The organism is Micromonospora sp. NPDC005205 (genome assembly GCF_040608275.1).
Lineage (GTDB): Bacteria > Actinomycetota > Actinomycetes > Mycobacteriales > Micromonosporaceae > Micromonospora.
In genome coordinates, this window is the sequence record NZ_JBEXHV010000001.1 from 124,000 (window position 1) to 138,989 (window position 14,990).

Sequence of the window (14,990 nt, forward strand, 5' to 3'; positions counted from 1 at the left end):
GCGTCGGCCGTGAACAGGAGCAACGCGTACATCCTTCGACGGAGGCGTCGCCGGAAGACCCGTCACGCCAGGTCGAGAATGCTCCAGTTGGTCGGGAGCACCTTCGCCGCCACCTTGGGTCGCACTGTCGCGTAGTGCGCCTCGTGGGTGAGTGCCGCGCGGGCGGCATGGCCGAACGAGATGTCGCCGTCCACGGCGCGGGCCAGCCTGCCGGTGTCCTGCACGTCCTCGACGTCGAGCGGCAGCAGACGGATCATCGGGGCAGTCATCATCAGGGCCAGTAGCGCGGCATCGATCTCGTCGGCCACGCTCGCGAAGGCGACAGCGAGGCACGTCGCTGGGACGGCGACCTGCCGACCCTCGTCGGCGACCTCCAGCATCAACTCCCCCACCGAGACGTTGCCCTCGATGTAGGCAGTCAGCGCCGACGCGTCGAACACGGCAGCGATCTGATCGCTCATCCGGGGCGGCCCAACATCCGGCGTCCCTCAGCCAGGGCGTCCGCCGGGATGGGTGTCGCCAGCCGCTTGCGCCATCGCGCCCGGCCAGCCTCGGTCACCTCGATGCCGGCTCGCCGCAGCACCTCGTCGAGGTGCGTCCCGTTCATCTGGGCCCGCACCGCCGCGGTGATAGCGGCCGAGACGTTGGGCTGCTGGTCGAGCCAGTCCGCGACGTCGTCGGGAAGGCTCACGGAGCGCTTCACTGTCACGTCCGCCAGCCTATCAATTCTGGTAGCACCTGCGGTATTACCGCGCGGGGGGTCGCGTCCTTCAGCGGCGACCACGACGGCTCCGCTTGCGGGTGCGGATGACGCCGGGCATCCCGACCGACGGCCAGCCGTCCAGCTCGGCCGGGGGAACGCCCCGTCGGAGCAGGTCGTCCAGCAGCAGCGCGAGCGAGTAGTCGGGGTGCAGGCTCAGCGTGCGTTCGAGCGCGACCGCCGCCAACGCACCCTGCCCAGCACGCCAGGCGGCGAACGCCAGCAGCGCACCCGGCGCGGCGGCCACCTCCGGCTCGGCGCGGCGCAGCACGTCGGTCCAGAGGGCGATGTCCCGGTCCCGGCCGTCGGTGCGTTCCCACGCGTGATCGCGGACCGGCAGGTGGGTCATCAACAGGCTCAGCCAAGCCACCTCGTCGTCGTCGAGCCGTTCACCACGCCGCTGCCGACGCTGGGCCTCGCGGACCGCAGCCACCCCGGCGGCGCGCAGCGCCCGCGCCCCGAGCAGATCACTCTCGGGTGCCTGCTCGACCAGCTCGGCCAATCTCAGCTCGGCGCGGGCGGTGGCCGCGCGGGCCGCCTCCCGGGCCGGCCCGTCCACCGGTGCCACCTGCGCCACCAGGGCGGCCCGGTCGGGGAGCGCGACCTGACCGGCGAAGACCGCCGAGGCGGTCACCGGGTTGGCGGTCGGGTCGTAGCGGCGGCCCTCGGGCGGGCAGCACTCGGGCTCGGTGCAGAGATAGGACCACCAGCGGCCGTCGGTCACCCGCAGCGCGTCGAGCACGTGCAGCCCGAAGTCGTTCAACGCGTCGCGCAGCGCGTCCACTGCCGGGGTGACCTGCTCGGGTTGCCCGTAACCCACGACCGTGGCGGCCTCCGCGCCCTGCCGGCGGAGCACACCAGCCAGGTGCCCGGCCAATCCGCCCAGCTCGGTCGGGTCGGGCAGGTCCGCGCGGGCGGCGAAGACGATCTGTCGGCCGACCAGCGCCACGGCGACGACGCTGTCGGTGGGGTGGAAGCCGAGCAGGTACGGCACAGCGGCGATCAGGTCGGCGGGTGAGCGGACGGCGAGCTGAGGGCGTTCGGTCGAGGTCATGTCGGAAGCCTGCGGCGGGCGTGCCGAGCCCTGCCACCCCTGTGGACGACACGCGGCTTATCCACAGTTACTGAACGTGTTTTCCCTGCTCACGTGCCACCTACGGGTGCGGAAAGAGCGCCGATGTCGTCGGGCGACACCTGGCTGTCGTAAGGAGCGGTTACCGTGCGCTGATGGACCTGGCGTACCTGCGCGCGCATCCGGCACACCTCCCGACCTTCCGGACCCATCAGCGGCTCCGGGAGACGCCGGTCGCCGGTGGAAACATCTGCGCAGCCGCCCGGCTCACCCTCGACGACGGCCACTCCGTCTTCGCCAAGTCCTGGCCGGAGGGCGCCGACCGACCGGCGCCGGAGGGCTTCTTCGCCGCCGAGGCCGCCGGCCTGCGCTGGCTGCGGGAGGCGGGCACTGTCGGCGTACCCGAGGTGATCGTGGTGTTGCCGGAGCTGCTGGCGCTCGACTGGGTGGAGCCCGGCGAACCGACGCCGGAGGCAGCGGAGCGCTTCGGCCGGGAGCTGGCCGGCCTGCACCGGGCGGGCGCAACCGCCTTCGGTGCCGCCTGGCCCGGCTTCATCGGCTCGCTCCCCCAGGACAACACCCTCACCGGCGGGCGCTGGTCGACCTGGTTCGCCGAGCGACGCCTCGCCCCCTACCTGCGACGCTCGGTCGATGCTGGCGCGCTGACCAGCGCCGATGCCGCTCTGGTCGAGCAGGTGATCGGTCGCCTCGACGGGCTCGGCGGCGACGAGCCGCCCGCGCGCATCCACGGCGACCTGTGGCCGGGCAACGTGCTGTGGGGGATCGACGACCGGGCCTGGCTCGTCGACCCGGCGGCGCACGGTGGGCACCGGGAGACGGATCTCGCCCAGCTCGCCCTCTTCGGCGGCATTCCCCACCTGGATCGGGTGCTGGCCGCCTACCAGGAGAGTTGGCCACTGCCGGACGGTTGGCGTGACCGCGTGCCAGTGCATCAGCTGCATCTGCTGCTCGTGCACACAGCACTCTTCGGCGTCAGCTTCCGAGATGTGGTCGTCCAGACCGCCCGTGGCGTCCTGAGCCGGGCCGAGCGCGCTACGGTCGACAGGTGAGCGTCGCCCCGGGGATCGACGGCGTCCTCGTCGACCGGTACGACCGTGTCGCCCGGGACCTGCGCGTGTCCCTCACCGACAAGTGCAACCTGCGCTGCACCTACTGCATGCCGGCGGAAGGGCTCCCCTGGCTGGCCGGCCCCGAGTTGCTGACCGACGAGGAGATCGTCCGGCTGGTCCGGGTGGCTGTCGAACTGCTCGGCGTGACCGAGGTGCGGTTCACCGGCGGTGAACCGCTGATCCGAGCCGGGCTGGTCGACATCGTGACGGCTGTCGCCGCCCTCGAACCCCGCCCCCGGGTCTCGCTGACCACCAACGGCATCGGCCTGGACCGACTGGCCCCGGCGTTGCGGGCGGCCGGCCTGGACCGGGTGAACGTCTCACTGGACACCCTGGACCCGGACCGGTTCACCAAGCTCACCCGGCGCCCCCGCCTCGACGCGGTGCTGGCCGGGCTCGCCGGTGCGGCGACCGTCGGGCTCAGCCCCGTGAAGATCAATTCAGTGCTGATGCGTGGTGTCAACGAGGACGAGGCGCCGGCGCTGCTCCGCTTCGCCCTCGAGCACGACTACCAGCTGCGGATCATCGAGCAGATGCCGTTGGACGCCCAGCACGGTTGGGCCCGCGACACCATGGTCACCGCCGAGGAGATCCTGGCGTCACTGCGTACCGTCTTCGATCTGAGCCCCGACCCGACCGAGCGCGGCGCGGCACCGGCGGAGACCTGGCTGGTTGACGGAGGCCCCGCCCGGGTCGGCGTGATCGCCAGCGTCACCCGCCCTTTCTGCGGGGACTGCGACCGCACCCGGTTGACAGCCGACGGCCAGGTCCGCGCCTGCCTCTTCGCCACCGAAGAGTCGGATCTGCGCGCCGCGCTGCGCACCGGTGCCGACGACGACGAGTTGGCCCGGCGCTGGCGTACCGCGATGTGGGGCAAGCGTGCCGGGCACGGCATCGACGATCCCACCTTCCTCCAGCCCACCCGCCCGATGTCAGCGATCGGAGGCTGAGCGTGGAGTCGACGACGCTGACCGTCCGCTACTTCGCGGGCGCCCGCGCCGCCGCCGGCCGCGCCGAGGAGGCCATCCCCGCCGGGCGGTCCTTGGACGACCTCACGGCAGAGCTGACCCAGCGCCACGGCGACCGGCTCGCCGGCGTGCTGCGGGTGGCGAGTTTCCTCGTGAACGGCGTCAGCTGTCATGATCGTCAGACCCCCCTACCGGCCGGGGCCACGATCGATGTCCTGCCCCCGTTCGCGGGCGGCTGAGGGAGGCTTCACACATGATGGCGGTTCTGGGGTTCGTGGCTGTCCTGGCGCTGGTCACCGGCCTCATCCACCTCTACCTGTGGAAGCGGCTCGTTCGGGACGCCACCGCGCCGGGCCGCTGGCGACGGGTCGGCGGGATCGCCGCAGTGGTGCTGGCACTGCTCGTGCCGGTCACGATGGCCGGCACGCAGGCCGGGCTCTACTGGCTCGCCTGGCCCGGCTACCTGTGGCTCGCGCTGATGTTCTACCTGCTGATCGTCCTGGTCGTGCTGGAAGTCCCGATGCTCGTCGCCCGACTGGTGCTGCGCCGTCGGGTGGTCGCCGCAGAGCCCACCACCGCCGCGCCCGAGCCGGTGCTCGTCGGGGCCGCCGGGCCGACCGACCCGCCGGCCGCCGACGCCGTCGCCGCACCGGACCACGACCCGTCCCGTCGGTTGGTGCTCGCCCGTGGGGCCGCCATCTTCGCCGGTCTCACCGCCACCGGCATCGTGGGGTACGGCGTTCGCACGGCACTCGGTCCACCCCAGCTCGACCGGGTACGCATCCCGCTCGCCAAACTCCCCCGCAGCATGGACGGCCTGCGCATCGCCACCGTCTCCGACATCCACCTCGGTCCGCTGCGCGGCCGGGCGCACACCGAGCGGATCGTCGCCGCGATCAACCGGCTCGACGCGGACCTGGTAGCGGTTGTCGGCGACCTGGTCGACGGGTCCGTCGCCGAACTCGGCGCGGCCGCCGAGCCCCTGCGTGACCTGCGCTCCCGGTACGGCAACTTCTTCGTCACCGGCAACCACGAGTACTACTCCGGGGTGGAGGAGTGGGTCCAGGAGGTCGACCGGCTCGGCCTACGAGTCCTCCAGAACCAGCGGCAGGAGATCCAGGCTCGGGGTGGTGTGCTCGACCTGGCCGGCGTGAACGACCTCACCGGGGCCGGCACCGGCCTCGCCGCCGGCCCGGACTTCGCCGCCGCCCTCGGCGACCGCGACCCGAGCCGTCCCGTGGTCCTGCTCGCGCACCAGCCGCTGGCGGCGAAGGAGGCCGCCCGGTACGGCGTCGACCTGCAACTGTCCGGGCACACCCACGGTGGGCAGATGGTGCCGTTCAACCTGGCCGTCAGGCTCGAACAGCCGGTGGTCAGCGGCCTCGGCGAAGTCGACGGCACGAAGGTCTACGTGACCAACGGCGCCGGTTTCTGGGGGCCACCGGTCCGGGTCGGGGCGGAGCCGCAGATCAGTCTGGTCGAGCTGCGCTCGGCATAGCGGAGGTCACGTCCGCGCGTGGCGGCGGGTGGCCGGCGCGGCGGGCGTGACAGGATGCGGCGTGCCCCCGTTCAGCGCCGTACCCCCCGGTGGCCTACCGCCATTCGTCGCGGACCTGCACATCCACTCGAAATACTCGCGCGCGTGCAGCCGTGACCTCACAGTGCCGAACCTCGCGTGGTGGGCCCGGCGTAAGGGCATCGGCCTGCTCGGCACCGGCGACTTCACCCACCCCGCCTGGTACGACCACCTGCGGGAGACGCTGCGCCCGGCCGAACCGGGGCTCTACCGGCTCGACCCGGAGGCGGAACGGGACCTCGCCCGGCGGCTGCCACCCCGACTCGCGCCGAACGCGGAGGCGGACCCGGTCCGTTTCATGCTGAGCGTGGAGATCTCCACCATCTACAAGCGGGACGACCGGACCCGCAAGGTGCACCACCTGATCTACCTGCCGGATCTGGACGCGGTGGCCCGGTTCAACACCGCGCTGGGCCGGATCGGCAACCTCGGCTCCGACGGCCGGCCGATCCTCGGACTGGACTCCCGCGACCTGCTGGAGATCACCCTGGAGGCCAGCCCGGACGGCTACCTGGTGCCGGCACACATCTGGACTCCCTGGTTCTCCGCGCTGGGCTCGAAGTCCGGCTTCGACGCGATCGCGGACTGCTACGCCGACCTGGCCGGGCACATCTTCGCCGTGGAGACCGGGCTCTCCTCCGACCCCGCCATGAACTGGCGGGTCGGCAGCCTGGACGGCTACCAACTGGTGTCCAACTCGGACGCGCACTCGCCGCCGGCGCTCGGCCGGGAGGCGACGGTGCTGACCGCCGAACGGGACTACTTCGCCGTTCGGGAGGCGCTGCGTACCGGTGACGGCCTGGCCGGCACCATCGAGTTCTTCCCGGAGGAGGGCAAGTACCACGCGGACGGGCACCGGCTGTGCGGGGTCAACTGGACTCCGGAGCGCACCCGGGCCGCCGACGGGTGCTGCCCCGAGTGCGGCAAACCCCTCACCGTGGGTGTCCTCAGTCGGATCGAGGAGTTGGCGGACCGGCCGGACGGGCACCGGCCGGCGCACGCCCGGGACGTCACCCACCTGGTGCCGCTGGCCGAGATCCTCGGCGAGATCAACAAGGTGGGTGCCCGGTCGAAGAAGGTCGAGGGGCGGCTCAACGAGCTGCTGGCCACGCTCGGCCCCGAGCTGGAGATCCTGACCACGACGCCGCTGACCGAGATCGCGCAGGCCGGTGGTGAGCTCCTCGCGGAGGGCATCGGGCGGCTGCGGCGCGGCGACGTCCGCCGGGTGCCCGGCTACGACGGCGAGTACGGCGTGATCACGCTCTTCGACCCGGCCGAGCTGGGAGCGCAGGAGACGCTGTTCGACGTACCGGTGCCGGCGCAGCGACGACCCTCGGAGCCGGCTCCACGGGTCCCGGCCAAGCGCCCGACGGCGGCCAAGGCGGAGCCGAAGCGGAAGCCGGTCCCGGCGCCCGCGCCGCCGATCGCGTCACCGCCGTCTCCGCACGAGCCGTTCGAGCCGATGCTCTCCGGCATGGAGGAGGTCGGCACCGGCCTGCTGGACCGACTGGACGCCATGCAGCGGGTGGCCGCCTCCGCACCCGGCGGTCCGCTGCTCATCGTGGCCGGTCCGGGCACCGGCAAGACCAGGACGCTCACCCACCGGATCGCGTACCTCTGCGCGGAGCTGAACGTCTTCCCCGAGCACTGCCTCGCGATCACCTTCACCCGCCGGGCAGCCGAGGAGCTGCGGCACCGCCTCGACGGTCTGCTCGGCCCGGTCGCCGAGGACGTCACGGTGGGTACCTTCCACGCGTTGGGGCTGACCATCCTGCGGGAGAACGTCGGCGCGGCGGGTCTCCCCGCCGACTTCCGGATCGCCGACGACGCCGAGCGGGCGGCGGCACGCACCGAGGCCGGCGACGACAGCGCCGCTTACGTGTCGCTGCTGCGCAAGCAGGACCTGGTCGACCTGGACGAGCTGGTGACCCTGCCGGTGGAGCTGCTGCGGGCCGACCGGAAGCTTGTCGAACGGTACCGGGACCGCTGGCGGTGGATCTTCGTCGACGAGTACCAGGACGTCGACGAGGTGCAGTACGAGCTGCTGCGGCTGCTCAGCCCCGCCGACGGCAACCTCTGCGCGATCGGCGACCCGGACCAGGCCATCTACTCGTTCCGGGGTGCCGACGTCGGCTACTTCCTGCGCTTCTCCGAGGACTTCACCGACGCCCGACTGGTCCGACTCAACCGCAACTACCGCTCGTCGGCCCCGATCCTGGCCGCCGCCGTGCAGGCCATCGCACCGTCCTCGCTGGTCCGGGGCCGACGGCTCGACCCGGCCCGGCTCGACCCGGAAGCTCCGCTGGTCGGGCGGTACCCGGCGGCGTCGGTGAACGAGGAGGCCGACTTCGTCGTGCGTACCGTCGACGATCTGGTCGGCGGGTTGTCGCACCGCTCGCTGGACTCGGGCCGCATCGACGGCCGGTCCACCTCACTGTCGTTCTCCGACATCGCCGTGCTGTACCGCACCGACGCGCAGGCCGCCCCGATCGTGGACGCCCTGACCCGGGCCAACATCCCCGTGCAGAAGCGTTCCCACGACCGGCTGCGGGATCGGCCCGGGGTGGCGGCCATCGCCCGCGAACTACGACACGCCGACGGCCTGGCCGGCTCACTTGCCGCCCGGGTGCGGCTGGCCGGTCAGGTGGTCGCCGAGCGGTTCGCCGTGCCCACCCTGGACGGCGCCAGCAGTGCGGTCCGACCCGAGGACGTCCGCTCGGCCGTGGACCTGCTGACCCCGCTGGCCCGACGCTGCGGCGACGACCTGGAGGTCTTCCTGTCGCAGTTGGCCACCGGCGCCGAGGTGGACGCCCTCGACCCGCGCGCCGAGGCGGTCACGCTGCTCACCCTGCACGCCGCGAAGGGCCTGGAGTTCCCAGTTGTCTTCCTGGTCGGTGTCGAGGACGGGTTGTTGCCGTTGCGCTGGCCGGGCTCGACCCCCGACGAGGACGCCGTCGCCGAGGAGCGCCGGCTCTTCTTCGTCGGCCTGACCCGGGCCCAGGATCGGCTGTACGTCAGTCACGCCGCCCGCCGCACCCGGCACGGCACCGAGCGGGACTGTTCACCATCGCCGTTCCTCGGCACCATCGACCCCGGCCTCTTCGAACGCTTCGGCGAAGCCGAACCCCGCCGCCCCAAGGACCGCCAACTCCGCCTGATCTAAGCCCCGCGCCCTCACGCCGCCGAGCCTCCGCCGATCTTGCGCTTTCGGTTGGCGATGTGCGTGGGATGCACCTTGTGTCGGCGCAGAAACTGCAAGATCGACGAAGCCTGGGGCCGGGACCACGGCCACGGCCGGGGGCGGGGCCGGGGCGGGGGTGTCAGGGGAGGAGGGCGGCTAGCCAGGCGCCCGCCAGCATTGCCGGGCCGAGGGGTAGCAGGGTGGTCCGGTGCACCTTTCGGGTGACGAGCAGGGCGAGCACCAGACCGCCGTGCAGCACGTGCGGCAGGAGCAGCCCGGTCAGCAGGGCGTCCCACCCCAACCAGCCGAGCGGCAGGCCGAGGACGGCGGCGAGTTTCACGTCCCCGAAACCCAGCCGTGAGCCGGGCAGCAGGGCCAGCAGCACGTGGGCCGCGCCCGCGACGACCGCACCTGCCAGCGCGCCGAGCAGCCGGCCGGGAGTGCCGGACAGCAGCGCCGCTGCGGTCAGCCCTCCGAGGGCCAGCAGCCCGGCGACGAGGACCAGCGGGTCGGGCAGCCGCAGGCAGGCCAGGTCGACCCGCGCCAGCACCAGACCGACCGCCGCGACCGCGAGGAAGGCCGGCAGCGCCGCGTCGTCACCCATGGCGACGGCAAGGCCGGCGAAGACGCCGGCCGCCACCACCGGGTCGACCCAGGGCCGCCGGACCGGCTGCGGCAGTGGAAACGTCGGTGGCCGCGCGTCCGCGGTGGTGAAGCACCGCGACACCAGGGGTACGACGAGGCCGACCATCGCGCCGAGCAGCGCGATCGACACCAGCGCGGCGGCCGACATGGGCCGGACGTTACTGGCGGTCGCGCACCGGCGTGTCCCCCGATCGTGATGCCGGCTTGTCCCCCGATCGTGATCCCGTGCCCGCCCGACGCGGCCGTTCGGTGGTCACCACCACGGCGACCCCGGCGACGATGACGGCACCGCCGAGCAGCACCTGCGGGGTGATCGGCTCGGCCACCAGCAGCGCGCCGAGCGCCACCGCGACCGCCGGGTTCACGTAGGCGTACGTCGACACCAGCGAGATCGGCGCGTTGTGCAGCAGCCAGACGTACGCGGTGAAGGCCACCAGCGAGCCGGCCACCATGAGGTAGCCCAACGCCAACCAGGACCGGGTGCTCACCGCCGCCGGGTGGAAGTCGGCCAGTTCGCCCCGACCGGCGGCGAGGGCCACCAGCACCAGCGCGCCGGCCATCATCTCGTACACCGTGGCCACGAACGGGTCGGCGGGCATCCGGATCCGTCCGGACAGGAACGACCCGACCGACCAGGAGGTGGCCGCCGCCACCACTGTCAACGCCCCGACCAGGGGCACCGCTGCCGAACTACCGCTCGGCAGCACCAGCAGGACGAGGCCGGCGAAGCCCACTGTGACCCCGGCGAACGTCCAGATCGGCGGCCGGTCCCCGGTGGCCGAGCGCAACAGCACGACCAGCAGCGGCACCGTGGCCACCAGCAGCGCGGCGATCCCGGACGGCAGCGCCACTCCCGGCGGCCCTGATTCGGCGAGCACCACCAGGCCGTTGCCGGCGGTGAGCAGGAGCACCCCGACCAAGGCGGCCGAGCCGAGTTGCCGTCGGTCCACCCGCAGCGCGCCGGGGCCTCGACGCAGTCGCAGCACCACCGCCAGGACCAGGCCGGCCACGGCGAAGCGGAGCGCGGCCGACAGCAGCGGAGGCATCGTCTCCACTGTGATCCGGATGGCCAGATAGGTCGAACCCCAGAGCACGTAGACCACGATCAACGCGGTCCAGATCACTGTCGGTGTGCTGTTGGCACGACGGCCGGCGAGGGCCGTGGCGCTCGGTGGAGGTGAGCTCATCAGTGGACCACGCTACGGTGACCCCGGAGCCCGCGTCGCGCTTTGGTGGCCGGCCTCTCACCACTTGTGCAGGAGGGCGGCATGACGAACTACGGACAACCGGGGAGCGGCCACCCGGGGCCGTGGCGTGGGCAAAGACCCGACGAGACGCCCGGTCGACCGCCGCAGCAGCCCTACCCGCCCGCGGCGGAGCCCTACCCGCCGGCGGTCCCGTCGTACCCGCCCGCACCGCAGGGACGACCCGGGGAGTACGGCGGCCCACCCACCCCACCCTACGGTGCGGCACCCGACGCGCCCTACGGCGGCGGTACGGCCACGCCCTATGGTCACGAGCCCCGCCCGCCCTACGGCGGCCCGTACCAGCCGACCCCGACGTACGGCGGGCAGCCGTACCGGCCCGACGACCCGTACGGCGAGGATCCGGCACCGAGCCGGCGCGGCCGGGGGCCACTGATCGCGGTACTGGCCGTCGTACTGCTGGTGGTGGCCGCCGCCGGGGCGTTCTGGTTGCGCAGTGGGCCGAGCGACCCGCCGCCGGCAGCCGCGCCGAGCAACTCGGCCGTTGCCGGTGAACCCAGCGCGGACGCGGTAGAGCCCGCGCCGAGCGCGGCCGCGCCGGAGTCGTCGGCCGATCCCCGGTTCGCGAAGGTCGGCCAGTGCGTCCGCAACGACGGCACCGCCGGTGGCAAGCCGAAGCTGCTGATCAGCGGCTGTACCGCGAAGTCGTACGAGGTGCTGAGCCGGATCGACGGCCCGACCAGCGGCGAGCGGGACGCCGAGGCCAAGTGCGGCAAGGTCGAGGGCTACACCAACTGGTATTTCTTCGACAGTGAGCTGGACACTCTCGACTTCGTCCTCTGCCTCAAGCAACGCTGAGACCACCCACCCCCGGGGATGACATGACGACCTACGGACCTGCGGGTTCCGACCAGCCGGACGATCCGTACCAGCGCCCGCCCAACGGGCCTGACAGCTCACCACCGGTCGATGAGACGGTGCCCCTGCGGAGCACGCCGCCGCCCGCGGATGACCCGACCCGGCAGCAGTGGGGTCCTCCGCCGGCTGGCGCGGAGCCACCGACGGCACCCATGTGGGCGCCGCCACCCACCGATCCGGAGCCGCCGACCGCGCCGATGTGGGCGCCGCCGCCCACCTCGGGCCCGGGTTACCCACCGCCCGGCCCGTACCCGCCAGCGGGTCCGACACCGCAGGCCGGGCCGTACCCACCCGCCGGCTCGACACCGCCGACCGGGCCGTACCCACCGACCGGGCCGTACCCACCGGCCGGCCCGATGCCCGGTCAGCCTGCCGGGCCGGCACCGGGGCAGCCACCCGCGCCCTGGGGTCAGCAGCCTCCCGGCGGCTACGGGATGCCGCCCGTCGCGCCCGCGAAGAAGACCGGCCGCAACGTCGCTCTGATCATCACCGTGGTGGTGCTGCTCGTGCTCTGTCCGTGCCTCGGCCTGGCCGGATGGGTGGTCTGGAAGGTGGCCGACGCTGGCAGTGACGCGGCGCGTACCCCGTCGACGAGTGCCCCGGGCGTTCCACCCGCGCTGCCCAGCGACGCTCCGAAGTCGCCCGCCCCGACTCCGGGCCCGGAGTTCGCCAGGGGTGACTGCGTGGTGAACGACGGCAGTGAGAGCGACGCGGAGCTCCGTAAGGTGCCCTGCGGCCCGAACACCTATCAGGTGCTGCTGCGGATTCCGGCGACCACCGACGGCGACCGGTGCGAGATGCTCGCGCCGCAGGCGACCGCGAACTATGTGCACGACAACTCGGTCGACCTGTTCGACTACGTGCTCTGTCTGAAGGAGCGCTAAAGCCTGTTGCCAAAACTAGGGCTGTCTAGCGTGGATGCTAGACAGCCCTAGTTTATGGTCGACGGTCTCGACACGCCGGTAGCCCCATCTATCCATGTCTAGCCTCGCAGCTAGACGGCCCGATAATCTGCGATGCGTGGATCCGGTCCGCAACCCGTACGCGCCGGGCGCCGGTCAGCGTCCGCCCGAACTTGCCGGGCGGGGGCGAGAGCTGGACGTCTTCGACATCGTGCTCGAGCGCATCGCCCGAGGCCGACCCGAGCGCAGCCTCATGCTCACCGGGCTGCGGGGCGTCGGCAAGACGGTCCTGCTCAACACGCTCCGGTCGCAGGCGATCAACCGACTCTGGGGCAGCGGCAAGATCGAGGCCCGACCGGACCAGTCGTTGCGCAGACCGGTCGCCGCCGCACTGCACATGGCCGTCCGGGAGCTGGCCCCCCGCCACCGCGCACCGGACCGCATCGACGCGTTCCTCGGCGTCCTCAAGGCGTTCGCCCAGCGGTCCAACCCGACCGGCCGGGCCGGTGCCGCCACCAAGCTGCGCGACCGGTGGCAGCCCGGCATCGACGTGCCGGCCGCCAGCGGTCGGGCCGACTCCGGCGACATCGAGATCGACCTGGTCGAACTGTTCAGTGACGCCGCCGCCGTAGCCAGCGACGTCGGCACCGGCATCGCCATCTTCATCGACGAGATGCAGGATCTCGGCCCGGAGGACGTGTCGGCGCTCTGCGCCGCCTGCCACGAGCTGTCCCAGCTCGGCGCGCCGCTGATCGTCGTCGGCGCCGGCCTTCCGCACCTGCCGGCGGTGCTCAGCGCCGCCAAGTCGTACTCCGAACGGTTGTTCCGTTATCAACGCATCGACCGGCTCGACCGGATCGCCGCCGACCGGGCGCTCTGCGCGCCCGCCGAGCGCGAGGAGGTCGAGTACGAGCAGAAGGCGCTCGACCTGCTCTACGAGAAGTCCGGCGGCTATCCCTACTTCGTCCAGGCGTACGGCAAGGCCACCTGGGACCACGCGCCACGCTCGCCGATCACCGCCGCCGACGTGCGGGTGGCCGCTCCCGAGGCGGAGGCCGAGCTGGCGGTCGGGTTCTTCGGTTCCCGGTTCGAACGGGCCACTCCCGCCGAACGCGAGTACATGCGGGCGATGGCCATGATGTCCGCGGTCGAGGGCGAGCCCGGCGAGGTGGTCCGCGACGACATGGACGCCGCGGTGCCCACCGCGGAGATCGCCCGTACCCTCGGCCGCAAGCCGGCCAGTCTGTCTCCGGCCCGGGACGCGCTGATCAAGAAGGGGCTGATCTACTCCGGTGAGCGGGGCACTGTCGCCTTCACCGTCCCGCACTTCGGCCGGTACCTGCGGACGCAGCCGGCCTGAGGCCCGGTCAGACCTTCGACCAGGGAGCCGGGAAGAGCACCTCACCGCGAGGCGGGGGGCCCTCCTCGCTGGTGGACGGCGGCAGCACCAGCGCCTGCCAGGGCTCGCCGAGGCCGGCCCAGGGGCTGGTCAGGCCCAGTTCACTCGCCGGACCGAACCCGAACCGACGGTAGAAGACCGGGGCACCGAGGACGACGACGAGCCGCTCACCCAACTCGGTGGAGGCATCCAGGGCAGCCTGCACGACCGCCGTGCCGTGCCCGACACGCTGTCGGTGCGGCGCGACCGCCACCGGGCCGAGGGCCAGGACTGGCACGTCCGAACCCCGCTCCGGCCGCAGCCGCACCCGGGTGAGCAGCGCGTAACCGACCACCTCACCGCCGTACTCGGCGACCATGGCCAACTCCGGCAACCAGGCGGTGGTGTCGCGCAGCTCCTCGACCAGGCTGACCTCCGGCGGCGTCGCCACGTCCGGGCGGGCGAAGGCGGCGGCCAGTACCCGGCGGACCGGGCCGGCGTCGGCCGGGTCCTCGGGGCGTAGCCGCAGCGTGGTCACCCGCGCGACGTTACCCGCCAGCGCCCGTCCATCCGTGACGGTCGCTTGACTCGGCGTGGCGCACGTGTACGAACACCAATCCGATCCTGCGGTTGACGGGGTAGCAAACGTCGCGAGGGGGTATGACTGATCCATGACGCCCGTACGTTCCCTCGCCCGCGCCATGCTGAGCGGCATCTTCGTGGTCAGCGGGTATCGCAACCTACGCGACCCCGGCCGACTCGCGGTGGCCGCCAAACCGGTGACCGACAAGGTCGCGCCGATGCTGAAGAAGGCACACCCGAGCTTCCCCACCGAGACCGAGACGTTGATCCGGCTCAACGCGGCTGTGCAGGTCGGTGCCGGTCTGATGCTGGCCACCGGCCGGTTCAGCCGACCCGCGGCGCTGGTTCTGGCCGGCACGCTGGTGCCGGTGACCGTCGCCGGGCATCCCTTCTGGAACAACGACGACCCGATCGCCAGGAACAACAACCAGATTCACGCCCTGAAGAACCTCGGGCTCCTCGGCGGTCTGCTCCTCGCCGCCGCGGACACCGGCGGCAGGCCGGGTCTGCGGTGGCGGACGGGCCATCGCATCGGTCATTCTCGACGTTCCATGCAACGCGCCGTCCGAACCGCCCGCCGCGAGGCCCGGATCGCCGTCCGCTCCGCGTCCACCGCACGTCGACTCCCCGGCTGACCTGCGTCGATCCGTCTCCGTCTCACCCCCACCCCTCG

Annotated in this window: 14 protein-coding genes and 1 pseudogene; 9 read left to right on the forward strand and 6 right to left on the reverse strand. The window is 72.5% G+C overall.

Annotated features, from left to right (window positions below):
• Positions 1-62 precede the first annotated feature (62 nt).
• The 3 genes from ABZU43_RS00630 to ABZU43_RS00640 form a co-directional block, all read right to left on the reverse strand.
• Positions 63-461, reverse strand: a complete 399-nt coding sequence (locus tag ABZU43_RS00630) for a hypothetical protein (protein ID WP_355004500.1) — start codon at positions 459-461, stop codon at positions 63-65.
• Positions 458-709, reverse strand: coding sequence for a hypothetical protein (locus tag ABZU43_RS00635; protein WP_355004501.1), 252 nt, complete (start codon positions 707-709; stop codon positions 458-460). The genes ABZU43_RS00630 and ABZU43_RS00635 overlap by 4 nt, the downstream gene beginning before the upstream one ends.
• A gap of 61 nt (positions 710-770) precedes the next feature.
• The gene (locus tag ABZU43_RS00640) at positions 771-1,814 is read right to left on the reverse strand and encodes a DUF4192 domain-containing protein (protein ID WP_355004502.1); all 1,044 of its coding nucleotides are present in this window, start codon (positions 1,812-1,814) and stop codon (positions 771-773) included.
• A gap of 173 nt (positions 1,815-1,987) precedes the next feature.
• On the opposite strand from ABZU43_RS00640, the gene ABZU43_RS00645 reads away from it, so the two are divergent.
• The 5 genes from ABZU43_RS00645 to ABZU43_RS00665 all read left to right on the forward strand — a co-directional run bounded on the left by ABZU43_RS00645 (position 1,988) and on the right by ABZU43_RS00665 (position 8,669).
• Positions 1,988-2,902: a fructosamine kinase family protein gene (locus ABZU43_RS00645; RefSeq protein WP_355004503.1), complete on the forward strand. Its 915-nt coding sequence runs from the start codon at positions 1,988-1,990 to the stop codon at positions 2,900-2,902.
• Positions 2,899-3,912, forward strand: coding sequence for a GTP 3',8-cyclase MoaA (gene moaA / locus ABZU43_RS00650; protein WP_355004504.1), 1,014 nt, complete (start codon positions 2,899-2,901; stop codon positions 3,910-3,912). The genes ABZU43_RS00645 and moaA overlap by 4 nt, the downstream gene beginning before the upstream one ends.
• 2 nt (positions 3,913-3,914) lie before the next feature.
• Positions 3,915-4,169, forward strand: a complete 255-nt coding sequence (locus ABZU43_RS00655; RefSeq protein ID WP_355004505.1) for a MoaD/ThiS family protein — start codon at positions 3,915-3,917, stop codon at positions 4,167-4,169.
• 14 nt (positions 4,170-4,183) lie between these two features.
• A complete protein-coding gene (locus ABZU43_RS00660; protein WP_355004506.1) occupies positions 4,184-5,428 on the forward strand; it encodes a metallophosphoesterase in 1,245 nt (414 codons plus the stop codon).
• A gap of 61 nt (positions 5,429-5,489) precedes the next feature.
• Positions 5,490-8,669, forward strand: coding sequence for a UvrD-helicase domain-containing protein (locus tag ABZU43_RS00665; protein WP_355004507.1), 3,180 nt, complete (start codon positions 5,490-5,492; stop codon positions 8,667-8,669).
• A 157-nt stretch (positions 8,670-8,826) separates the two neighbouring features.
• Here ABZU43_RS00665 and ABZU43_RS00670 read toward each other — a convergent pair whose 3' ends face one another.
• Positions 8,827-9,480, reverse strand: a complete 654-nt coding sequence (locus tag ABZU43_RS00670; RefSeq protein ID WP_355004508.1) for a prepilin peptidase — start codon at positions 9,478-9,480, stop codon at positions 8,827-8,829.
• Positions 9,481-9,490: 10 nt separating this feature from the next.
• Positions 9,491-10,519, reverse strand: a complete 1,029-nt coding sequence (locus ABZU43_RS00675) for an EamA family transporter (protein WP_355004509.1) — start codon at positions 10,517-10,519, stop codon at positions 9,491-9,493.
• Positions 10,520-10,927: 408 nt separating this feature from the next.
• Between ABZU43_RS00675 and ABZU43_RS00680 the strand changes: the two are divergent.
• From ABZU43_RS00680 to ABZU43_RS00690, 3 genes and pseudogenes are all read left to right on the forward strand, one after another.
• Positions 10,928-11,395 (forward strand): annotated as a pseudogene (locus ABZU43_RS00680) (hypothetical protein); the annotation flags it as partial.
• Positions 11,396-11,934: 539 nt separating this feature from the next.
• Positions 11,935-12,339: a hypothetical protein gene (locus tag ABZU43_RS00685; RefSeq protein ID WP_355005158.1), complete on the forward strand. Its 405-nt coding sequence runs from the start codon at positions 11,935-11,937 to the stop codon at positions 12,337-12,339.
• A 136-nt stretch (positions 12,340-12,475) separates the two neighbouring features.
• Entirely contained in the window at positions 12,476-13,717 is a 1,242-nt protein-coding gene (locus tag ABZU43_RS00690) for an ATP-binding protein (protein WP_355004510.1), read from the forward strand.
• A 7-nt stretch (positions 13,718-13,724) separates the two neighbouring features.
• Here ABZU43_RS00690 and ABZU43_RS00695 read toward each other — a convergent pair whose 3' ends face one another.
• The gene (locus ABZU43_RS00695; RefSeq protein WP_355004511.1) at positions 13,725-14,273 is read right to left on the reverse strand and encodes an N-acetyltransferase; all 549 of its coding nucleotides are present in this window, start codon (positions 14,271-14,273) and stop codon (positions 13,725-13,727) included.
• A 133-nt stretch (positions 14,274-14,406) separates the two neighbouring features.
• On the opposite strand from ABZU43_RS00695, the gene ABZU43_RS00700 reads away from it, so the two are divergent.
• Positions 14,407-14,952, forward strand: a complete 546-nt coding sequence (locus ABZU43_RS00700; RefSeq protein WP_355004512.1) for a DoxX family protein — start codon at positions 14,407-14,409, stop codon at positions 14,950-14,952.
• The last annotated feature ends 38 nt before the right edge of the window (positions 14,953-14,990 follow it).